Origin of the sequence: Aquicoccus sp. SU-CL01552, assembly GCF_040365005.1 — a bacterium.
GTDB lineage: Bacteria > Pseudomonadota > Alphaproteobacteria > Rhodobacterales > Rhodobacteraceae > Antarcticimicrobium.
In genome coordinates, this window is sequence record NZ_BAABWV010000003.1 from 182,422 (window position 1) to 205,978 (window position 23,557).

At 69.7% G+C, this 23,557-nt stretch carries 11 protein-coding genes; 7 read left to right on the plus strand and 4 right to left on the minus strand.

The genetic code is table 11. The annotated features are described in order from the left end of the window. Entirely contained in the window at positions 1–1,482 is a 1,482-nt protein-coding gene (locus ABWV23_RS05145) for a caspase family protein (RefSeq protein ID WP_353345626.1), read from the minus strand. Between the two features lie 152 nt (positions 1,483–1,634). Between ABWV23_RS05145 and ABWV23_RS05150 the strand changes: the two genes are divergently transcribed. The 3 genes from ABWV23_RS05150 to ABWV23_RS05160 all read left to right on the plus strand — a co-directional run bounded on the left by ABWV23_RS05150 (position 1,635) and on the right by ABWV23_RS05160 (position 8,633). Next, entirely contained in the window at positions 1,635–2,681 is a 1,047-nt protein-coding gene (locus tag ABWV23_RS05150; RefSeq protein ID WP_353345628.1) for an OmpA family protein, read from the plus strand. Between the two features lie 126 nt (positions 2,682–2,807). After that, positions 2,808–7,910, plus strand: a complete 5,103-nt coding sequence (locus ABWV23_RS05155; RefSeq protein WP_353345630.1) for a hypothetical protein — start codon at positions 2,808–2,810, stop codon at positions 7,908–7,910. Between the two features lie 21 nt (positions 7,911–7,931). Continuing rightward, a complete protein-coding gene (locus ABWV23_RS05160) occupies positions 7,932–8,633 on the plus strand; it encodes a CpXC domain-containing protein (protein ID WP_353345632.1) in 702 nt (233 codons plus the stop codon). Between the two features lie 7 nt (positions 8,634–8,640). On the opposite strand, the gene ABWV23_RS05165 is transcribed toward ABWV23_RS05160, so the two are convergent. Next, on the minus strand, positions 8,641–9,222 hold the full coding sequence (locus tag ABWV23_RS05165) for a DUF1285 domain-containing protein (RefSeq protein ID WP_353345634.1): 582 nt from the start codon (positions 9,220–9,222) through the stop codon (positions 8,641–8,643). Positions 9,223–9,286: 64 nt separating this feature from the next. On the opposite strand from ABWV23_RS05165, the gene ABWV23_RS05170 reads away from it, so the two are divergent. The 4 genes from ABWV23_RS05170 to ABWV23_RS05185 are packed head-to-tail and all read left to right on the plus strand — an operon-like array spanning position 9,287 to position 15,994. Next, positions 9,287–10,294, plus strand: coding sequence for an AAA family ATPase (locus tag ABWV23_RS05170; protein ID WP_353345636.1), 1,008 nt, complete (start codon positions 9,287–9,289; stop codon positions 10,292–10,294). Continuing rightward, complete coding sequence (locus ABWV23_RS05175) at positions 10,291–11,178, plus strand: DUF58 domain-containing protein (protein WP_353345638.1); 888 nt, start codon at positions 10,291–10,293, stop codon at positions 11,176–11,178. Before ABWV23_RS05170 ends, ABWV23_RS05175 begins: the two co-directional genes overlap by 4 nt. Beyond that, positions 11,175–13,955: a DUF4159 domain-containing protein gene (locus tag ABWV23_RS05180; RefSeq protein ID WP_353345640.1), complete on the plus strand. Its 2,781-nt coding sequence runs from the start codon at positions 11,175–11,177 to the stop codon at positions 13,953–13,955. Before ABWV23_RS05175 ends, ABWV23_RS05180 begins: the two co-directional genes overlap by 4 nt. Continuing rightward, positions 13,952–15,994 carry a hypothetical protein gene (locus ABWV23_RS05185; RefSeq protein ID WP_353345642.1) on the plus strand — a complete coding sequence of 681 codons (2,043 nt, stop codon included), beginning with the start codon at positions 13,952–13,954 and terminating at the stop codon, positions 15,992–15,994. The genes ABWV23_RS05180 and ABWV23_RS05185 overlap by 4 nt, the downstream gene beginning before the upstream one ends. A 9-nt stretch (positions 15,995–16,003) precedes the next feature. Here the strand turns inward: ABWV23_RS05185 and pbpC are convergent, their stop codons facing one another. Both pbpC and ABWV23_RS05195 read right to left on the minus strand, forming a co-directional pair. Then, on the minus strand, positions 16,004–18,046 hold the full coding sequence (gene pbpC, locus ABWV23_RS05190) for a penicillin-binding protein 1C (RefSeq protein WP_353345644.1): 2,043 nt from the start codon (positions 18,044–18,046) through the stop codon (positions 16,004–16,006). After that, entirely contained in the window at positions 18,043–23,490 is a 5,448-nt protein-coding gene (locus ABWV23_RS05195; RefSeq protein ID WP_502901595.1) for an alpha-2-macroglobulin family protein, read from the minus strand. The genes pbpC and ABWV23_RS05195 overlap by 4 nt, the downstream gene beginning before the upstream one ends. Positions 23,491–23,557: the final 67 nt, after the last annotated feature.

Below are 23,557 nucleotides of genomic sequence, written 5' to 3' on the forward strand. Positions count from 1 at the left end.
CTACTGACAGCCCCCGGCGGCCCAGCTTTTCATCGCCCGTTTCAGCACCCCGCCGAACGGGTGCTGTTTGTCGAGCGAGCGGGTCTTGGAGGCCTGCAGATAGGTCCGGCCCTGGTCGCACAGCCGCGCCCTGGACCACTGGTGACAGCTGGCGCAGGTCTTGTCCTTCCAATAGCTGTCGGGCAGCCCCTCGACCGGCGGGAACAACGGGCTGGCGCCGATCAGCTCGGCCATGGTCTTGCCCGAGATCTCCGGATCGTCCGAGAGCAGCGGGCTGGCAAAACTCACCGGACCGGCCTCGGCGCCGGGCGGGGACGGGGCCGCATCCGGCGCGTCCGATTTCGCGGCGGGCGGCCCTTCAGGATCGGTCGCAGCACCCTGTTGCAGCGCGGCGATCTCCTGCGCCACGAACTCGGCATAGACACTGTTCGGATAGCGTTCGAGGAAGCCGCGGTAATCGCCCAGCGTGGCGGATTGCTGCGCTTGTTCCAGCATCGCCTGTTCCGCCCGCGACGGCCCGGCGCGCGAGGGCGTGGCAGCGCGGGCCTTGCCGGTGACCAGTTCGTTTTCCATCACCGCGTTCAGCAGCCGCTGCGCCTCTTCCGAATAGACTCCGTTGGGATAGGCGCGCAGGAACAGCATGAGCTGCACCGGCTCGCCCGAGGCCTGCACGCTGCGCCAGACCTGAAGCTCTTCCAGCGTGTCGGGCGGGGCGGAGGACCGGGAAAAGAAGAAATCACTGGTCAGCGACGAGGTGTCCCAAGGTGTCTGCCGGCCGCCGGTCTCGGACAGCACCTGGACCCGGACCTGCTTGAACAGCTGTTCGATCGGCTGGCCGGGATCGCGCAACCGCTGGGCCAGCGCGCGGGTGAACGGGCTGTTGCCCTCCACCCCGTCCAGCGCCACGCCGCCCGGTTCGGTGGCATAGGCCAGAAAGGTGCCGGTGGGCGCCTGCATCTCGGCCAGCCCGCTGTCGTTGAACACCGGCAGGTCCGAGAACGGGTTGTTGCGGCAGGAATCGAGGATCACGATATTGGTGCGGTTGCTGGCCGAATACATCTGCCGCAGCACCGATTGCGCCTCGACCGCCACCAGGTCGAGATCCGCCGCGTCGGCCAGGTCGGTGTCCACCGGCAGCAGGTAGTTGGTGCCGAAACTCTGCACCGCGTGGCCGGCATAGTAGAACAACCCGGTCGCCTCCTTGCCGGCCTGGCGCAGGGCGCGGCCGAACTGGGCGATGCCGCGCTTCATCGCGATCTGGTTCGCATCGGTGATCAGTGTGACCTCGAATCCCAGCCCCTCCAGCGTGCCGGCGATCAGCCGGGCATCGTTCACCGGGTTGTCCAGCGCCGTCACCCGGCCGTATTCGGAATTGCCGATGATCAGTGCCAGGCGCTGCTCGGCCCGCGCGCCGCCGGTCGCGATGACCAGCACGGCGGCGGCCAGCCGCAGCAGCAGAAAGACGTGCCTTGTCAATCGCATCCGGTCTTTTGCGCCCCTGCCCGATCCCTGTTGCCGGGCAGCTTAGCAGTTCGGCATAAAAAGTAACGAAGCAATCTCTTTTCCTTCGGCTTCGGGCAAGATTGCCGTTAGGCTGATGTCAGACCCGGCCCGATCCGCCAAGGGAGGATGGCATGAGAGTCCTGTTTCGCCTCTGCGCAGTGATCCTGATCCTGCCGTTGCTGGCCCTTGCGCCCGCCCCGCAGGCCCGGGCCGACGGCCCGTTCGCGGGGGGCTGGCGGTTGGACTCCGACGCCTCGGAGCTTCGGTTCCTGTCGATCAAGAACGGCGACACCACCGAGGCGAACCGCTTTACCACGATCAGCGGGCTGGTCACCGCCCAGGGCAAGGCGCAGCTGCGGGTGCTGCTTGATTCGGTGGACACCGGCATCGACCTGCGCAACGTGCGGCTGCGGTTCATGTTGTTCGAAACCTTCCTCCACCCCGAGGCGGTCATCACCGCGCAGCTTGATGCCGCGCGCCTGGCCGACCTGCCGACCATGCGCCACAAGGAGATCGACCTGAACTATGCTCTGTCGCTGCACGGCATGACCCAGAGCGGCCGCGCGCGGGTCGCCGTCACCCTGTTGGCCGAGGACCGGGTGCAGGTCGCCTCGGTCGCGCCGATCCCGGTGTCGGCGACCAGGTTCGGCATGGCACAGGGCATCGCCAAGCTGGAAGAGGCCGCCGAGGTCTCGGTAGTGCCGGTGGGCGTCGTCAGCTTTTCACTGGTGTTCGAGCCCGGCGCGCGCGCCCCGCAACCCGCCCCAGAGGCCACGGGACCAGCGGTAACCGCAGTCCCCGCCAGTGCGGAGCCGGGGGATTGCGCCGACCGGCTCGACGCGGCCTCGCGCGCCGGCGGCATCCATTTCGCCCCGGCCAGCGCGCGGCTCGCGGCCAAGAGCGCAGCCGCGCTCGACCGGGTGAGCGAGATCGCGCAAGGCTGCGCGAGGCTGCGGATCGAGATCGCCGGTCACACCGATTCCGACGGCGCCGCCGAGGCCAACCTCAGGCTCAGCCGCGCCCGTGCCGAGGCGGTGGCCAGGGCATTAGCAACGCGCGGCGTCGACCCGGCCCGGCTGCACACCGTCGGCCACGGCGAGACCCGGCCACGGGTGCCAAACAGCAGCCCGGCGAACAAGGCGCTGAACCGGCGTATCGAATTCGCGGTCCTGCAATAGCGCGGCTTTCGCAGCCCGCGCTTGCGCCGAATCACCAGACCGGGCCACTCTGACCCATCGCATAGTTATGTTTTTGTTGTGTCTGCCTCCAAACCGGAGGACGGCGATTGATTTGGAGCCGCGCCCATGCCCGACGGCCTGACCCCTGCGCAGATCGACTTCATCAACACCTATATCCGCATGCCCAAACGCATCGGCAAGAAGAAGGCCCGCAAGCGGCGCGAGGCGGCGGCGCGCGAATTCGGCGCCTTCAACGTGCGGCGCGACGTGGTCGAGGAGCGCATCCTGCAGATCGAGGACGCCGGGGTCCGTGCCGACCTACTGGCCGAGCTTGCCGGCGCCGAGCAGATCATCGAGGCCAACCCGAAAAAGCCGGATTTCGACGGCGGGCTGGCGCATCTGGACCAGGTCAACACCACCGCCTGGATTCGCCTGCAACAGCAGGAGGCCGGCAAGAAATACGACGCGGTGCATGACCGGGTGGAGGCGATGCTCGCCTCGCTCAGGGATGGTCCCGATGCGATGGCCTTCGACAACCAGGACGACATCCTCCTGGTCTGGGGCTTTGCGCAGGAAAAGTACCAAAGCGGGCTGGAGACGGATTCGCTCAAGGATCTCGACGGCGCGGTCAAGGCGCTCGACCGGCTGTCGGGGCTGCTCGACTCGGCCGATACGATCAACCCGTTCGAACTGCGCACCGAGGTCCTGGCCGAGGTGCGCGAAAGCGCCGAAGAGGGGCTGGCCGACACCGTGCAGGAGGCCCGCCGCGAGCTGACCGAGATTTCCAACGCGCTGCTGCAACTGCGCGACCGGGCGATCCGGGCCTTTACCGCCGTCGCCATTCCCGACGATATCGAGGCGCTGCTCGACCGGGTGGGCCGGCGCCTTGACGCGGCGGGCGAGGTCGGCGCGGCCGAACTGCCGGCACGGGCCGCCGTCGCGCGTACCGCCTATGACGCCGCCGAGGCCGGCGTCGATGCCCGGATCGCGGACAAGACCGCCTGGCAGGAGGTGGAGCGCCGCTTCCTGCGCAGCTGGGACATGATCACCGGTCACGCCCACAAGGACGAGCCGACCTATGTGAAGCCGAAATTCGACCTGATCGCCGCCGCCTACGCCGGCGCGCAGGCCAAGGCCGACGGTGGCGATTTCGCCGGTGCGCGCACGGATCTGCAACCGCATCTGGCCCCGGCGGTGGACCTGCTCGACCTCGCCGACGACTATGGCCGCTACCTCGCCATGGAGACGGTCCGGCAGGAGATACTGGACGATCTGCCGCCGCCCGGGAACTTCAACGGGGTGCCACAGATCAAGACCGCAATCGAGGCCGCGCTGGCCCTGATGACCGAGGCGAAGGCCGCCCGCGACGCCGAGGACATGGCCGAAGCCGTGCGCAAGCTCGACGCGATCCCGGCGGCGGTCGCGGCCCATGATCGGCTGCAAGTCGCGCTGCGAAAGTACAACGGGAACTTCACGTCGGTCGATGACAAGATCGTCGCCTACGACGCGATGGACGCGGGCATCACCAACAAGGTCAAGGACGAGATCGACCTGATGCGCGACACCCTGCAAGAGGCCGCGGCCCTGACCATGGGCGGCGACCTGCTGGGCGGATCGCACAAGCTCAAGGGGCTGATCGGGCATTTCAAGGCGCTCGACAAGACCATCGCCCGCATAACCGAGTTCAACACCGAGTATCCGCTGTTCACCGCCCGCCGCCGCGAAACACGGGGCAGGCGCGGTCCCGGCGGGCGGGTGGCGATCGAGGAGTATTACCAGCGGCTCAGGGATGATGACCGGCGGATCAAGGATTATACCACCGGCGCCGACAAGGATTTCGGCCTCGCCCTGGCCGCCGCCATCGCGCTCAAGGACCAGCACGGCGAAAAGATGGCGCTGGCCGACCAGGCGCAGGATTACCTGAAACGACGCGAGGATCTGACCACCGAGATCGCCCGGCTGGAGGGCGGCGGCGCCGGCGGCACGCAGGCGGCCGAGGCAATCGCCACCACCCGGCAATCCATGGCCAATGCGCAATCGGCGACCCGGTCGGGCGACTGGGGCGGCGCGGTGCGGCTGTTGATCCACGCCGCGATGGAGCTGGAAAGAGGCACCCGTGCCGCCGACATCGCCGACCGGATCGACGGGCTGCAGGATACCGACAACCTCGACGGCGATTTCGACGCCGCCCTGGGCGAGTTCCGCAAGGTCGCGCAGGCGGTCGCCGGGTTCGATTCCGAGAACCTGTTCACCGACCGGTTGGAGGGCGCAGAGCGCACCGCCGAGTCCGGCCGCGCGCAGATGGCCGCCGACCCGGTCGCCGCCAAGCAATGCGTCCAACAGGGCATCGCCGCCTGCAAGGAGGTAGCAACACAGGTCAACATGAGCCTGCTGTACCGCGACCGGCTGACGCAGACAGAACGTGACCGTGACGTGATCAAGGACAGCAATGTCGACAAGAGCCTTGATCCCGAACTCGAAGAGATCAAGACCCGGCTGCGCGCCGCCAAGCAGTTGGCCGATGCCCGCGACTATGCCGGGGCGCTGAACGAACTGACCGAGGCAGACAGGCAGATCGGCATCGCCGTGCAGGTGCGAGACGTGTTTCAGACCGTCTACAAGCCCAACCGCGACGATTTCAAATACGTGCTGAAGAAACTGCGCAAGTCCGATGTCGCGCCCGGGTTCGGCGACGAGATCGACCGGCTCGACCGGATCAAGACCGCCATGGAAGAGGCGCTGACGGCACGCGACATCGCCCGCGTCAAGACGCTGGCCAAGGAGGGCGCCGGGTTGCTGCAGCCCTACCTCGACCTTGCCGACAACTACAAATTCGCGACCAAATCGTACAAACGCCACTACACCGACACCGGCGCAAAGGCCTTCGCGCATCCCGCGCTGACCGGCCAGATTACACGCCTGCACGAGATCATCGACGGTGTCGACGCGTTGATGGCGCAACATGCCTATCGCGCCGCCTATGTCCAGATCGAGAACACCGCCTACCTGGTTGACCGGGTGATCAAGGCGATGGCTGATTACCCCGCCTACGAGACCGCCAAGGCCGACGCCGACGCCGCGATCCGGTCGCTGCTGGACCGTGACGACCCGGCGATGGGGCCAACGCATGACCGCATCGCCGCGTTGAAGGCGCGCCATGACGCCGCGACCAAGGACGCCGAGAGAGACCAGTTCGCCGGCGCGCTGCGCAAGCTCGACGGCTTTGTCGCCGCCTGCGACGCCCTCGAGGACGAGGTCGACCTGTTCGAGCGTCATGTCGCCGCGCGCGTGTCCGCACTGGCCGCGCTGCAAGAGGTCGCCGCACGTGACACCACGCCCATCGCGCCGCTGTTCGCAAGGCTGGAGGGCAAGCGCGACAACGCACTGGCCAAGGCGGCGGCCTTTGATTTCCAGATGGCCACCACCCTGTTCCAAGAGCTTGTTTCGGACTGCGCCACCGCCGATGCGACGCTGGACGGTCAGACCGCCTTTGGCGAGGTAATGGACGCGATCAAAGCGGTCGGGCCGGAGGACACCGACGACCTGAAGATGTCGATCAAGGCCGCCGATGCCACCTTCAAACAATTGCGCGGCCGCCCCTCGGCGATGTACGTCAAGGCCTTGCGCGACGGGGTGCAGACCCTGTTGCAGGAGGCCCGCGACCGGGTCGAGGAGGAGTTCGAAACCGCCCGCACCAAGGTCGGCGAGGCCGTCGATCACTGTCGCGGCATCGCCTCGGAAATGGGGCAGTTCGACCAGCTTTGCGATGCCGCGGACCTGGCACGCGGCCTGGCCGCCGCGCTGGCCCAACACCCCGAGTATGCCGCCAAGCGCGACGCGGTGGAGGCCGAGCTGACCCGGGTCGAGGCGGCAATGACCGAAGCCCGGCGCGACCGAGCCCGGCGCGGCGCCAGCACCGACGCCGTGGAACAGGCCATCGCGGCCCTGCGCGCGCTTCGCACCGAGTTGGACACCCACGCCACCTATGTGGCCTCGCGCAACCAGATCCGCTTCAACCTGAACAGCCGGCTGGAAAAGCACCGCGACCGGCACCTGATGAAAACCGATATCACCCTGATCCACACCGCGCTGGACGAGGCCGAGACCAAGGCCATTGCCAAGGATTACAAGGGCGCCACGGCCGAGCTGGACAAGGCCCGCGCCCAGATCCCGGCGGCGGAACTGCGGCTCAAGCTCGCCGCGAACGAGGTGCCCACGCCCGAGGACATCCGCGCCTTTCTGGGCGACGCGGAAAGCACCAAGGCGCTGGACCGGATCATCAACACGCTGGAGCCGGACATCCAGCGCAAGGTCATCGCGGTCGCCTTCAAGGAGCGGTTCGGCTGCGAGTTGACCCTGTCGAACAAGCGCTGGGTGCCCGATGGCAGCGGCGGGTTCGTGAAGGAGATCACCGAGGATACCGACATGGACCGCGACGCGCCCAACCTGCGCCGCTTCTACGAGGTGATGGCCGCCCTTCCCGGCAGCGACACGCTGGACAACGACAGTTTCCTGACCTTTTCCCATCGCGGCGGGACGCAGGACGGCTCGTACTTCAACTTCGTCGAGAAGACCGTCGCCATGCACGAGGGCGAGGTCAAGACCAGCGCGATTTATGCCATCAGCCAGGAGGCCGAGCTGGGCGCGCAGGACGACCTGTACAAGACCAAGGAGGACGAACCTGTCAGCTTCTTCAACTGGAACACGCTGCACGAGGTGGCCCATGCGGTCGACGACAAGATCGGTTTCATGACCGGGCACCTGGGCGAGGACAGCGATACCTATGGCGGCTGGCGCCACTATCGCTCGGACGTCAGAAAGGTGGCCGAGGCGGTGGCGGGCAAGTTCGATTTCGATCCCGCCTATGTCGCCGAGTACATGATCATGGGCGAAGGGTCGTCGCCGCCGGTGCCGGAACCGCGTGACTGCGACGCCGAGGAATGGGACCGCCGCCGCCGCGATTGCGAGATCTGGGTCGATCGGGCGCGCCAGGGCAACGCGCCTTGGAAGACCAAGGTCTCGGCCGATGCCTGTACCATCGGCAACCGCACCTATCACGAGGCGATGAAGGGCGATTGGGTCAGCTACCTTGCCTCGGCCCGGGCCAAGGGGGTGACCGGGTACCAGTTCCGCGCCCCCGCCGAATGGTTCTCGGAACTGTACGCCGCCTTTCACAGCGGCAAGCTCAAGGACAATCACCCGGCCGTCACCTGGCTGGAAGACCTCTGATCCCCGAAAGGACCGCGCGCCATGTCCCTGTTCAGATCCACCTCGATCGCCTGCCCTGCCTGCGGCGCCGATATCGCCTTCGAGGAATGCGACAGCGTCAACGCCGACCGCCGGCCCGATCTGCGCGAGGCGATCCTCGACGGCACGTTCCAGAGCCTGCCCTGCCCGGGATGCGACAAGGCCGTGCGGATGGAGCCGCAGTTCAATTACCTCGAGGTCGGCGCCGGCCACTGGATCGCGGTGTTTCCCGGCCGGATGATGCCCGACTACATCGAGGTCGAGGATACGATCAGCGAGGTGTTCGACACCTCCTACGGGTCGCGCGCCCTGCCCTCGGCGCGCGAGATCGGCGGAGGCCTCGACGTGCGGCTGGTGTTCGGCTGGCCAGCGCTGGTGGAAAAGCTGGTGCTGCGCGCAGCCGGGCTGGACGACGTCACCGTCGAATTGCTCAAGCTCGACCTGATGCGGCGGCTGCCGCAGGCCGACATGGGCCCCGGTCGCGCGTTGCGCGTGACCTCGGTGGAGGATGGCGCCCTGAATTTCGCCTGGATCCTGACCGAGCAAGAGGTGCCGATGGACGGCTTTGCCGCCGACCGCGCGCTTTATGACGCGATCGAGGTGGCGCCCGAGGCCTGGGCCCCGATCCGTACGCGGCTGACCGACGGCCCCTTTGTCGACATGCCGAAACTCTTCATCGGCGGGGGGCGCGCCGCCGCCGAGTGAGGGGCGATCAGGCGGCGTCCAATTCCGCCGAGGGGATCACCGGAAAGAACGTGCCCGAGGACCAGACCCCGAACCAGCCGTCGTGATGCGCGCCCAGATCGACCAGCCGGTAAAAGCTCTTGCGGTCGATCAATGCCTCAAGGTTGGCGCGGATCAGGACATAGGGCGCGGGTTCGCCGCTCTCCGGGTCGCGTTCTACCCGGATCGGATGCTCGGGGCCGGCGGTGGCCTCGTCGCCCACATGGCTGGTGAATCGCAGGACCTGGTCGCGACCATCACCCTCGGCCTCGACATCCACCGCGACGAAAGGCGCGTCATCGACGGTGATTCCCACCTTCTCGACCGGGGTAACGAGGAAGTATTTCCCGTCCTCCTTCTTGAGAATCGAGGAGAAAAGCTTGACCAGCGCCGGCCGGCCGATCGGCGAGCCGAGGTAATACCAGCTGCCGTCGCGGGCGATGCGGATGTCGAGATCACCGCAAAACGGCGGATTCCACAGGTGCACCGGCGGCAATCCGCGCGTTTTGCTGGCTCGCACCGCGTCGGCGATGCCCTCGGGCGAAGGTGTCACAGGTTTTTGTCCGCTCATCTGTTTTGCCATGTCCGTTGCGCGCTATAGTCTATCTGAACATATGGCCGATGAAAGGAATGTCATGTCCGATCCTGACGATCTGGTCGCCGAGATTGAGGCGCTGGAAGACAAGCTGGCCGAGGCCAAGGCCTCGATCACCCGCCGGTTCATCGGCCAGGAGCGGGTGGTGGAGCTGACCCTCGCCGCGCTGCTCTGTGGCGGTCACGCGCTGTTGATCGGGCTGCCGGGGCTGGGCAAGACCCGGCTGGTCGAGACATTGTCGACGGTGATGGGCCTGGATGGCAACCGCATCCAGTTCACGCCGGACCTGATGCCGGCGGATATCCTCGGCTCCGAGGTGCTGGAGACCGCGCCGGATGGCAGCCGCGGGTTCCGCTTCGTCTCCGGGCCGATCTTTTGCCAATTGCTGATGGCCGACGAGATCAACCGCGCCAGCCCGCGCACCCAGTCGGCGCTGTTGCAGGCGATGCAGGAGCGGGTTGTGACCGTGGCCGGCGAGGACCGCAAGCTCGAGGCGCCGTTCCACGTGCTGGCGACCCAGAACCCGATCGAACAGGAGGGCACCTATCCGCTGCCCGAGGCGCAGCTTGACCGCTTCCTGGTGCAGATCGACGTGGAATACCCCGACCGCCAGACCGAGCGCGACATCCTGCTGGCCACCACCGGCGCGAACGAGGAGGACGCCGTGCAGGTGTTCTCGGCGCAAGAGCTGATCGCGGCGCAGACCCTGTTGCGGCGGATGCCGGTGGGCGACTCGGTCGTCGACCTGATCCTCGACCTTGTGCGCGCCTTCCGTCCCGACGAGCCCGGCGTCTCGGCCCAGGTGGCCGAGACCGTGGCCTGGGGGCCGGGGCCGCGCGCGGCGCAGGCGCTGATGATGACGGTGCGGGCGCGGGCGCTGCTACAGGGGCGTCTGGCGCCCAGCGCCGAGGACGTGATCGACATGGCCCGCCCGGTGCTGAGCCACCGGATGGCGCTGAACTTCGCCGCCCGGGCGCGCGGTGACAACCTGGTCGACCTGATCGAATCCACCGCCACCGCCCTGACCCGAAGCGAGGTCGCGGCGTGACAGAAACCCCCGCCCTCGCGCCCGGACTGCGCGTTCGCGCCGAGGCCGAGGCCGCCCGTCTGCCACCGCTGTTGGCGCGGGCCGACCACCTGGCGGGCACCGTCCTTTTGGGCGAACACGGCCGACGGCGCGCCGGGCTGGGGGATGATTTCTGGCAATACCGGCCGGCACAGCCGGGCGACAGCCGGCGGATGATCGACCACCGCCGCTCGGCCCGGGGGGACCAGCAATTCGTGCGCGAACGCGAATGGCAGATCGCGCAGTCGGTGATGCTCTGGGTCGATCAGGGCGCCTCGATGCGCTATGCCTCCGACGACGGCCTGCCGCACAAGGCGGATCGTGCCCGTCTTCTGGGGCTGGCGCTCGCGATCCTGCTGGTGCGGGGGGGCGAACGGGTCGGGCTGACCGGCACAGCGCTGCCGCCCCGACGCGGCCGCAACCAGATCCTGCGGCTGGCCGAAGCCTTCAGCCTTGACGCCGCCACCGATTACACCCCGCCCGAGCACCGGGCGTTGATCCCCCATGCGCGGGCCGTGTTCATCTCGGATTTCCTCGGCGACATGGGCGAGGTCGAGCGCGCGTTGACCAAATCCGCCGACCGCGGCGTGCGCGGCGTGCTGCTGCAGGTACTTGATCCGGCCGAGGAAAACTTTCCGTTCCAGGGGCGGACGATCTTTGAGAGCGTCGGCGGCACCCTGCGGCACGAGACGCTGAAGGCGGGCGAATTGCGCGACCGCTACAAGGCACGGCTGGCGGCGCGGCGCGACCGGCTGGCGGCGCTGTGCCGCACGACCGGCTGGCGGCTGGGCCGGCACCACACCGGCGAGAGCGCGCAATCGGCGCTGCTCTGGCTGTACCGCGCGCTTGACGGGGGCACCTCATGACCGTGCTGGGCGGAATCGGGTTCACCGCACCCTGGCTGCTTCTGGGGCTGTTGGCGCTGCCGATCCTCTGGCTGATCCTGCGCGCGGTGCCGCCGGCGCCGGTGCGGCGCCGGTTCCCCGGCGTGGCGCTGCTGCTCGGGCTGACCGATGACGAGAGCGTGTCGGACCGCACCCCTTGGTGGCTGCTGTTGCTGCGCATGCTGGCGGTGGCGGCGCTGATCCTGGGGCTGGCCGGGCCGGTCCTGAACCCGCAGCAGGAGCGCGCGGGCAGCGGGCCACTTCTGGTCGTGCTGGATGCAAGCTGGGCCGGCGCGCCGCACTGGGCAGTAAGAATGGACTTGCTCGATGCGCAACTGGCCGAGGCCGGGCGCGGCGGACGTCCCGTGGCCCTGCTGTCGCTGACCGCGCCGGCGCCGCCGCAGTTCCAGTCGGCGGACGCCTGGCGCAGCCGCCTTGCAGGGGTTTCGCCCGAGCCCTGGCAACCGACCAAGGAGCAACTGGAAGCGGCGCGCACGGCCGTGACAAGCGCTGAAGAGGGTTTCGATACGCTATGGCTCAGCGACGGGTTGGCCTATCCGGGGCGCGCGCCGCTGTTGGCCGCGCTGCGGGCCAAGGGCGATCTGCGCGTGGTCGAGACTGGCCAGCCGGTGCTGGGGATCGGCCCCGCCGGGTTCGCCGACGGGGCGCTTCAATTGACGCTGCATCGCTCTGATCCCGGCGCGGCGCGCGCGGTGACAGTGCTGGCCCAGGGCCAGGATCCCGCCGGCGCGGCGCGAGTGCTCGCCACGGTTCCGACCCGGTTCGACCCCGGCGCGGGCGAGGCGACGGCGGCGCTGTCGCTGCCGGCCGAGTTGCGGGCGCGAATTTCCCGGTTCGAGATCCAGGGCCAACGCTCGGCCGGGGCGGTAACGCTGGCCGACGACCGGCTGCGGCGGCGCGAGGTGGCGCTGATCGCCGGGCGCGAGGACCGCGAGGGGCTCGAGCTTCTGTCGCCGCTTCATTACCTTAAACAGGCGCTGGCCCCCACCGCCGACCTGCTCGACGGCGCGCTGCTGGACCTGTTGCCGGCCAATCCCGACGTGATCGCGATGGCCGATGTCGCCACCCTGTCGCAGGCCGAGGAGGAGGCCCTGGTCGCCTGGATCGAAAAGGGCGGGCTGCTGCTGCGGTTCGCCGGGCCACGCCTTGCCGCCAGCGATATCGCCCGGACCGAGGAACACCCGCTGATGCCGGTGCGGCTGCGCAGCGGCGGGCGCACCGTGGGCGGCGCGATGAGCTGGGGCGAACCGAAAACGCTGGCCCCCTTCCCCGCCGAATCGCCCTTTGCCGGGCTGCCGGTCCCCGATGACGTGCGGGTGAACGCGCAGGTGATGGCCCAGCCCGACCCGATGCTGGCCGAACGGGTGATCGCCGCGCTCAGCGACGACACGCCGCTGGTCACGCGCAAGCCGCTGGGCCAGGGGCAGGTGGTCCTGTTCCACGTCACCGCCAATGCCGAATGGTCGACCCTGCCGCTCTCCGGTCTCTTCGTGCAGATGCTGGAGCGGCTGGCGGTCTCCTCCTCGGCGAAACCGCCCGAGGCGGCGGACCTGGAGGGCACCACCTGGCGCCCGGTCCAGGTGATGGACGGGTTCGGCACCCTGCGCGATGCCGGCGCCCTGCCCGGCGTCGCCGGCCCGGCGCTGGCCGAGGCACCGCTTGGCCCCGGGTTGCGGCCGGGCGTCTATGACAGCGGCGACCGGCGGCTGGCGCGCAACGTGCTGGGCGAAGACAGCGCGCTGACCCCCGCCAACTGGCCCGAGGATGTGCCGGTGGAGCGCCTGACACTGCGCCCTGAACAGCCCCTGGGCGGACCGCTGCTGGCGCTGGCGCTGGCGTTGCTGGCCGCCGATGTGCTGGCGGCGCTGGCGCTGGGGGGGCGGCTGTGGCCGATGCGCCGCGGCGTGACCGCGCTGGCGATGCTGCTGCTGACCGGTCTGCCCGGCGGTCCGCTGTCCGCGCAACCGGTCGGGGGCGAGGACACCGAGTTCGCCATCGCCGCCGCCAGCGAGTTGACGCTGGCCCATGTCCTGACCGGCGACGCGCGACTGGACGATCTCGCGCAGGCCGGGCTGCGCGGCCTCTCGGACACCCTGTTCTTTCGCACCTCGATCGAACCGGCACCACCGATCGGCCTTGATCTCGAGCGGGACGAACTGGCGTTTTTCCCGATGCTCTACTGGCCGGTCACGCCGGAGCAACCACAGCCCTCGGACGCTGCCTATGCAAGGCTGAACGCCTATCTCCGCTCCGGCGGCATGATCCTGTTCGACACCCGCGATGCCGATATCGCCGGGTTCGGCGCCGCCAGCCCCAATGGCCGCAAACTGCAGGCGCTGGCCGCACCGCTGGACATCCCGCCGCTGGAGCCGGTGCCGCAGGACCATGTCCTGACCCGCGCCTTCTACCTGTTGCAGGATTTCCCCGGGCGCCACGCACGCGGGCGCATCTGGGTCGAGGCCGCCCCGCCCGACGCCGAGCAGATCGAGGGGATGCCGTTCCGCAACCTCAATGACGGGGTGACACCGGTGGTGATCGGCGGCAACGACTGGGCCGCGGCCTGGGCGGTGGATCGCGACGGGCGCCCCCTGTTGCCGGTCGGGCGCGGTTTCACCGGCGAGCGGCAGCGCGAACTCTCGCTGCGCTTTGGCGTCAACCTGGTCATGCACGTGCTGACCGGCAACTACAAATCGGACCAGGTGCACGTGCCGGCCCTTCTGGACAGGCTGGGACAATGACCGGAACCGTCATCTTCGACCCGCTGCTGCCCTGGCCGGTCCTGGTCGGTCTGGCCGCGCTCTCGGCCATTGCCGTGGGTCTGGCGCTGTGGCGCGGGCTGTCCGGATGGGGGCTGCGGCTGCTGGCGGCACTGGTGATCCTCGCCGCGCTGACGCGGCCCGGCTACCAGATCGAGGACCGCGCCCCGCTGAGCGACATCGTGATCCTCATCGAGGACGACAGCGCCAGCCAGCACCTGTCCGACCGCCCGTCCCAGATGGAGGCCGCCGGCGCGGCCCTGGCGGCGAAGATATCCGCGCGTGAGAACACCGAGCTGCGCCGCCTGCATGTCGGCGACGGGGCAGGCGACGCGGGAACCGAGCTGATGACCGCGCTGTCGACCGCGCTGGCCGAGGAGCCGCAGGCGCGCATCGCCGGGATCATCGCGCTGTCGGACGGGCGGGTGCACGATATCGACCGCGCCCCCGATCTGCCGGCGCCGATGCACCTGCTGCTGACCGGGCGCGAAGGCGACTGGGACCGCCGGCTGACCGTGCGCAACGCTCCCGCCTTTGCCATCATCGGCGAGGCGGTGACCCTGACCCTGCGCATAGAGGACAGCGGCGCGGCCCCGCGGGGGGCGGCAACCGCGCCCTTGGACATATCCGTCGATGGCGCGCCGCCGGACCGGTTCACCGTACCGATCGGCCGGGATATCGAGCTGCCCGTCACCCTGCCCCACGGCGGGCGCAACGTGATCCGCTTTTCGGTCCCCGAGGCGGAGGGCGAGCTGACCGACCGCAACAACAGCGCTCTGATCCAGATGAACGGGGTGCGCGACCGGCTGCGCGTGTTGCTGGTCTCGGGCGAACCGCACGCGGGGGGCCGCACCTGGCGCAACCTGCTGAAATCCGACAGCTCCGTGGACCTCGTGCATTTCACCATCCTGCGCCCACCCGAGAAACAGGACGGCGTGCCGGTGGACGAGCTGTCACTGATCGCCTTTCCGACCCGCGAGCTGTTCCTGGAGAAGATCGACGATTTTGACCTGATCATCTTCGACCGCTACCAGCGGCGCGGCATCCTGCCGGCGATCTACCTCGACAACGTGGCCAACTACGTGACCAATGGCGGCGCGGTTCTGGTCGCGGCGGGGCCCGACTTCGCCACCGCAGACAGCATCTATCGCTCGCCGCTGGCACCGGTTCTGCCGGCCCGGCCCACCGCGCGGGTGATCGAGGACCGCTATCGCCCCGAGGTGACCGAGCTGGGCGCGCGTCACCCGGTCACCGCCGACCTCGGCGCGGGCGAGGACTGGGGATCGTGGCTGCGCCAGATCGAGGTCGAGCCGGAGGCCGGCAACGTGGTGATGACCGGCCATGAGGACCAGCCGCTGCTGATCCTCGACCGGGTCGGCGAGGGACGCGTGGCGCTGCTGGCCTCGGACCATGCCTGGCTCTGGGGGCGCGGCTACGAGGGCGGCGGACCGCAACTCGAACTGCTGCGGCGGCTGGCGCACTGGATGATGAAGGAACCGGAACTGGAGGAAGAGGCGCTCTGGGCCGAGGCCAGCGGCCAGCGGATGCGCATCATCCGCCGCACGCTGGGCGAAACCGTGGGACCGGTGACGGTGACCCGCCCCGACGGCGGGACCGAGGAACTGGACTTGCGCGAGGTCGCCCCGGGCCGCTTCGAAGCCCGCTACCAGGGCCCGGAGATCGGCCTTTATCGCCTCGTCGAGGGCGACCAGAGCGCGGTGATCGGGCTTGGCCCCGCCGCCCCGCGCGAATTCGAACAGACCATCGCCACCGGCGCGGTGCTGAGGCCGGTGATCGACCCGCTGCGCGGCGGCATCCAGCGGCTCGAGGAGGGGTTGCCGCGCCTGCGCGACGTGCGCGCCGGGCGCCCGGCCTCGGGGCGCGGCTGGATCGGCCTGACCCCGCGCGGCGCCTATGAGACCCGCGACGTGCGCCAGACACCGCTGTTGCCGGCGTGGCTGGTTCTGGTCCTGGCCTCGACGCTGATCGTCGGCGGCTGGCTGCGCGAGGGGCGGCGTTAGGCGACAGCCCTAGTCGAGTTGCACCGTGACCCGGTCGCTGCGCCCGTCGCGATCGACCACCACGAGGGTCGAGAACCCGCGCCCGGGGCTGGGAATGTCGATCTCCCGCGCCTGCAACGCACGCGCCACCGGTGCGCCGTTGGCCAGCACCGTGAAGGGCGCCGCGCCGCCGTTCAGCTTGAGCGTGATCCGCCCGTCGCCTGCGGCCAGCCGGGCGCCCTCGGGCGGAAAGGTCAGCCGTGGCCCCCCCGAGGGCACCAGCGCCGCGCCGCGTGGGCGATAGCGGCGCAGCGGTTGCGGCAGCTCACCGGTGGTCAGGATCAGGGTTTCCGGCGGCGGCGCAGGAAACGGGGCAAGCTCCGGTTTCAACCTCCCGAACCCCTCGAACAGCACCGGCGCGGCCAGGTCACCGCCAAAGGCGCCCGGCACCGGGGTGCCGTCGGCCCGCCCCATCCAGACCCCGATCACGTGGCGCCCGTCGAACCCGATCGCCCAGGCATCGCGATGGCCATAGGAGGTGCCGGTCTTGTAGGCCAGCGCATGGGCTGGCGCACCCGGCGGCGGCGCCAGCCCACGCAGGATATCACCCAACTGCCAGGCGGCGGCGGGCGAGATCACGCGCGGGGTTTGCGCAAAGGGGGCCTCCTGCCGCGCGCGCAGCACCGGCCCCTGCCCGCCCGCCGCGATCACCGCGTAAAGCTGCACGAGGTCGCGCAGGGTGGTGCCGACCCCGCCCAGCGCCACCGCCAGCCCCGGCTTGCCACCGGGCAGCCGCGGCTGCGCCCCGGCGCGGCGCAGCGCGTCCATCACCCGCGCGGAGCCGAGATCATTGGTCAGCTTGACCACCGGGATGTTCAGCGACATCTGCAGGGCCGCGCGCACCGGAAGATCGCCCCGGTACTGGCCGTCGAAGTTGTGTGGCGCGTAGCGACCGAACATCACCGGCCCGTCGTGGATCAGCGTTTCGGGATGCACCAGCCCCTGGTCGAAGGCGAGGCCATAGACCAGCGGTTTCAGCGTCGATCCGGGCGAGCGCAGCGCGCGGGTCATGTCGACGAACCCCTGCCGCGCCTCTGCCCCGGCGTAGGCGGGCGAGCCGACGGCGGCGAGGATCTCGCCGCTTTGGTGATCCGCCACCATCAGCGCGGCGGAAACCCGCGGCCCCGCCTTGCGCGCTGCCTCGGCCAGCAGCGCCTCCATCCGCGCCTGCACCCCGGCCTGGAGCGTCACGTCATGGCGCGGCGCCAGCGGATCGGCGGCGCGCAGCGCATCGGCCAGGTGCGGCGCCAGCATGGGAAACGGGCGCATCACCCCGGGCAGCGGCGCGCGCACCGCCGTCTGCGCTTGTTCCGCCGTGATCACCTCGCGCCCCTGCATCCGCGCCAGCACCCGCGCGCGGGCGGCGCGGGCGGCCTGCGGATGCCGGTCGGGGCGGCGGGTTTCCGGCGATTGCGGCAATGCCACCAGCAGGGCGGCCTCACCCGGGGTCAGCCGCGTCGGCTCTTTCCCGAACCAGGCCAACGTGGCGGCGCGCACCCCCTCCAACGGACCACCATAGGGCGCGTGGGTCAGGTAGAGCGACAGGATCGCCTCCTTGTCCAGCCGCCGCTCCAGCGCCAGCGCAACCCGGATCTGGCGCAGCTTACCGGACCAGCGCCCGGTGCCGCCATCCTCCAAGAGCCGCGCCACCTGCATGGTCAGGGTCGAGCCCCCCGAGACCGCGCGGCCGTGCCAGAGCGCCTGCGCCACGGCCCGCGCCATCGCCATCAGGTCAACGCCGTGGTGGCTGCGAAACCGTTTGTCCTCATAGGCCAGCAACATCGCCAGGAAACGCGCATCGACCCGCGCCAGCGGCGGCGGCGCCAGCCGCATCAGGCCATCCCCCACGGGATAGGCGCGCAGCAGCACGCCGTCACGGTCGCGCAGTTCGACCGAGGTGTCCGAGAGCATCACCGGCAGTTCGGTCGCCCCGACCCAGGCGTCGACGCCATCGCGCAGCGCCGCAGCCGCGAACAGCAGCAGCGCCAGCGCGAAAGCCCAACGCGCCCTCATTCGTGCACGATCACCTGACCGGTCTCTCCGCGCGCCCGGAACCGGGGGCGATACATGTCCTCGACCGAGGCGGCCGGGTGGTGGAACAGGCCCGGTGTCACTGCCCGCACGATATAGGCCAGCGTCACCTTGCCGGCGTCGCGCATGTTGATGGCGGCGAGGAACCGGTCGCTACGGAACTCCGCGTGTTCCGCCTCCGAGGGGTTCAGCCAGTCCAGCGCCCGCACATCGCCCGAGCGCAACAGGTTCGGATTGTCGATCTCGAAGCCGGCGGGCAACGGATCGTCCACCATCAGCCGGGCGCCGGTTTTCTCGAACGGGGTGACCTCGATGACCGCGACCAACCGTTCGCCGACGGTGAAATCGTTGCCCTCTACCGGCACGCCCTCCAAGCTGTAGTACCGCCGCGCGATGGCATAGCCGGTGCCGCCCGCCCCGGGCGCCACCTCGGGCACGCCCAGCGTGGTCAGCGTGATATCGGTGGGTTTGCCATCGGCGGCGGTGATCTCCACCCCCGGCCCGGCGGCATCATCCGCACGCATCTGCACGAAGGGGCCGGCGACCGGCGCACCATTCACCCGCAGCCCCGATTGCTCGGGCGAGGCGATCAGCGCATGCGCCGCCAGGAGCGACCAGGCCGCCTCCTGCGTCGAGGGGCGCAGGTCGGCGCGGGTGATTCGCGCGGTCAGGGCATCGGCGTCCACCGCCGTACTGCCCGCCTCGGTGGCCAGCGCCAGAACCCCCGCCGCGTCGCGCAACCCGGTGCCATAATCGGCGCGCCACAGGCGGCCGGTTTCGGGCCGGGTCTCGATCATCCGCGCGGCGCGGGCGAACATCGCGTCGGCGCGCGGTTGATCGCCATAGGCCGCCAGCGCCGCACCCAGCTGCGCCGCCGCCAGCGGCGTGGCGAAATCGCCGCCCTTCACATCGGCATAGTACCGCAGATCGCCCATCGCGGCGGCGCCCTCGCGCGCCAGCACCATCAGCGCATAGGCGATACTGCCGCCGATGTCGTCGCCCGCATCGAAATCGGGGGCGTAGTTCACCCGGTTGCGCAGGTTGTCCAGCACCTGCCGCATGGCGCGGTCGGGCACCGAATGCCCCTCGGCCCGCGCGCGGGACAGGAAATCGGTCACATAGGCGTCCAGCCAGAAATCCCCGGATTCCGCCCGCCACAGGCCAAAGGCACCGTTCGGCGCCTGCCGGGTCAGCACCTGCGCGATGGCCTCGGAAATCCGCCGGTCCACCGCCGGACCGTCACCCAGCCCGGAGGCCTGCGCCACCGAGGACAGGTAGAGAAGCGGCAGCGCCTTGGAGGTGACCTGTTCGGTGCAGCCATAGGGATAGCGGTCAAGCCGCGCCAACAGGCCCGGTGCATCAAAACGTGCCAGCGGCCCGGCCGACAGGATCGCCTGCGCCGTGCCCGGTTTCATCCCTGCAAAGACATCGTCGCTGAACAGGAACCGGTCGCCCGCCCCCAGCGAGAACCGCCGCGTCTGCGCCACCTGCGGATCATTGGCGCGTACCGGCAGCCGCAGGCTTTGCGTCAGGGTCTGACCGGCGGGCGTGGTCAGCGCCAGTTCGATCTCCGGATCGCCCACAGCAAGGGCGCGCACCGGCACCTCGAACACGACCTTGCCGCCCTCGGTCAGTTGGAACGGCGCCGGGTCATCGCCCAGCGCGATCCCCTGCCCTTGCGCGGTCAGGTCCAGCGCCATCTGCCCGGCGGGGCCGTCCGCGTGCACGACCTCCAGCCGGATCCGGCTCTCGTCCCCGGGCGCAAGGAAACGCGGCAGGCTGGCGGTGACCACCACCGGGTCACGCACCAGCATGTCGGCCTCGGCCTGGCCCACCGCCGCGCGCGTCCAGGCCACCGCCATCAGCCGCACGGTGCCGTTGAAATCAGGCAAGTCGATGTCGACGAAGGCGGCGCCATCTTCCCCCACCTGCACCGGGCCGGAGAACACCGCCATCAGGTCCTGCGTCGGCGGCGGCGACTGCATCCGCGCACCGGACTCGGCATCCCCGCCCGAGCGCACCACGCCCATCGCCCCGTTCATGCCGTCGATCAGCCGACCATAGACATCGCGCAATTCCACCCCGAGCCGGCGTTGGCCGAAATAGTACCCCTGCGGATCGGGGCTGTCGAAGCCGGTCAGGTTCAGGATCCCCAGGTCGACAGCGGCCAGCGTCAGCCAGGCCTGTTCGCCCGTCGCCGCGCCATCGACCGACACGCGCACCCGCTGGGTGCCGCGCGGTCGGGTCAGTTCCGGCGCGTCGATGGTCACCTGCAGCGCCTTGTCGCCGGGATCAACAGCCGCATGGGCAAGGCCGATCGCCCGCGTCGGGTTCTGACCTGCGGCCACGTCCATCGGGCGGATCACCGTCGCGGTGACATAGGCACCGGTGCCCCAGTCTGCCGTCACCTCCAGCGGAATCACGCTCTCGCCTTCGTCGACCGTCACGGCTTGGCGTGAGATCACCCGATCGCCCATCACCGTGATCAGCGCGGTGCCCGCCATGCGCGGCACGATCCGCAGGTTCGCCGTCTCGCCGACCGCGTAATTCTCCCGGTCAAGCGACATCTCCAGCCGGTCGGGGGTCGAGGCGGCATCGGCCGAAACGTACCATCCGGCGTAGAAATCCACCGAAGCGGCCGTATAGGCGCCGTCGGTGCGCTCGACCACGAGTTCGTATTCGCCCCATTCCACAGGCGCCGAAATGGCGACCGGCGCGGCCCCCAGCGTCGCCTCGCCCGTGGCGATGCGGTTGCGGCGCATCACCGGCTCCCAGTTCCAGTTGCCGTAAAGCTGGTACCATTGATACCGGGTGGTGACCCGGTTCAGCGTCCAGCGCACCATCATCGGTTCGGGCGTCAGGTCAGCTGCCAATCCGATCAGTTCGAACTCGGCCTCGGTCCCCTCGGCGACCACATCCTCGAACTGCGGCTTGATCCCGATCACCGGCCCGTCGGGCCGCACCGGCACGCTCAACCGGCGTTCCACCGGGCGGGCCGAGCCATCGGACACCCGCGCGATCACCTCGGCCTCCAGCGGCTGCCCGGTCGCCTCGGGGCGGGGCAGGTCCACCGGCACCGTGGCCAGCCCGTGCGCGTCGGTGCGCACTGTTCCGAAAAAGCTGCTCTGCGCCCGCGCGCCGGCGTCATGCCGGCCAAAGCGGTAACCCGGCCACTGCGCGACCGCGCTGGCCGGGCGCAGCACCACCTGCCCCTCGACGCTCAGATCCGCCCCCGGCGCCCCGAAAAGATAGCGCGCCGCGATGGAGAGCGGCGGGGTATCGCTCGCGCGCAGCGGCGCCTCGGGCAGCGTCAGGTCGAAATCAATCCGCTCGGGCAGGAAGTCCTCGACCAGAACCGTTTGGCTGGCCAGCGCCGTGGCGTCCGGGTCGGCCTTGATGTCCAGCCGCCAGCTGCCGCGCGGCGCGCCGGAGCCGACCGGGAAGGAGAACACATGCCCGCCGGCCATGCCGCCGTCGGAGATATGGCGGCTGTATTCCACCCCGTCGGGGCGGCTGAGGATCGCGATCAGCGGCAGCCCCTCGATCGCCCGCGCGGTGTCGTCACGGGCCAACGCCGTGGCATGGATCGTCTCGCCGGCGCGATAGGCGCCCCGGTCGGTGGTCAGGAACACGTCGACCGGCCCGGCGGGCGCGCGTCCCTCGACCCCGCGGTCGGAGAGGTCAAAGGCCGGCTCGGTCAGCGACAGAAAGCTCAGGTCATCCTCGCCCTGCCGCGCCACCACCAGCGCCGGCGCCGCGCCGCCACTACCTCGGGTCAGCCCCGCGTCGAACAGCGCGTGGCCGTCCGCGCCGGTCTGCGCCACCGCCAGCACCGCGTTGGCACGCGAGATCAGCGAAACCTCGACCCCCGCGCGCGGCTGCGCATCCGACAGCCCCCGGACCTGCACGTGCAGCCCCTCCGCACCCGACAGGGTGGACAGCCCCAGATCCGTGAGCACGAACCACTGCGTCGCGCCCGGATCGTCATAGGGATCGGCCCCCGGAACCCGGGCGGTGAGCACGTAGATCCCCGGCCCCTGCCCCGCGATGGCCGCCCCCATCGGCAGGCGCGTGGTCATGTCGGCGTTCAGCTCGTTGCCCACCTCTGCCGTGCCGGTCCAGACCTCCTCGGCGACGCTGTCGGCGAAATCCTCTTCCTGCCAATGCGACAGGGGGCGGGCGAAATATTCCTGCTGGATCGCGCGGATCAGGTTGCGGTCGCTGACCCGCCGCAACACCAGCTCCAGCTTGTCGACATTGACCGTCTCGACCGGCAACGCGGCATCGGCAGATTTCGGCAACACGTAGGCGCGGCCGGGGAATCGTACGTTCGGGCTGCGATCCTGTACGTAATGGGTCAGCTCGATGTCCTTTTGGAGCACCTCGCCGCTGGCCGCCGGCAGGCCCCGCCGGAAGGTCACGCGATAGCGTTTGCCGTGCTCGACCCCGTCGATGCAAAGCTGCCGCTCCTGCGCCTGCACCACCAGCCCCGGTTCGGGAAGGCGCAGGTAGGGGCCGTAGTCGACCCCCGCCTTGACCAGATCCTCGGAGAACTGCGCGCAGATGCGCGGCGCATCGGTATCGCTTTCGACGCTGCTGTCGGTGATGCGGAAGCCGTATTTGCCGATCGCGGTCTCCAGCGCGGCGAGGATCTCGTCGCGCGGCTGGATATCGCTGGCCAGCCGCAGCGCCGGGATCATGTCGCGACCGCGACCGCGCCGCTCCAGCGCCTCGGCCAGAACGCCCAGCGCCGTGACCCGCGCGCCATCGGTCCCGGCGCGCAGGTAGCCATTGATCGCGGCGTCCTGCGCCCGCTCCTCGTAATCGCGGCGGCGGATCTTGTTGTCGGTGCGGATATCGAGCAGAAGCCGCGCGTATTCGGTCCAGAGCGGCCCCATGTCGGTGAGCGACACCGCCGCCCCGATCCAGCCCGAGGCGCGCAGGGTGTCGCCCGCCGCTGCCCGCGCCCGCCCGGCATCGAGCGCGGCCTCGACGTCAATCCCACCGGCGCGGTGTTGCAGCCCCAGATCGCGCGTCCGTTCGGCGGCCCGCGTCAGATCGCCCTCGCGCAGAAATCCAAGGTCGGCGGCGCGGGCGGTGCCACCCTCCGAAACCGCCGCCGGGGTGATGATTTTCTCGGCCGAGAGCGCCCCGGCGAAAGGCGTCCGCTCGCGCACGCCGCTTTTGGGGAAACAGGCGTTCGAGCGGGTGTTGTAGGTAAAGGCGGTACAGCGTGGGTTGGCCGAACAGGCGCGCAGGCAACTGGACAGATCGGTATCGAACAACGCGTCGAGGTCGGCCCCGTAGAAATCCATGTCGTCGGTGACGACAAAGCGAAACTCGGGGGTCGCCTGCTGGGCCTGTGCGGCCATACCCCAGAGAATCGCGAAAACAAGGCCAAGGGCCGCGCGCAAAAATCGTTCCATGAAATCACTCCGTACTGTGGCGCAAGGCTCGCACGGGGACCGGGGATTTGGCAACGATTCCCGCGCC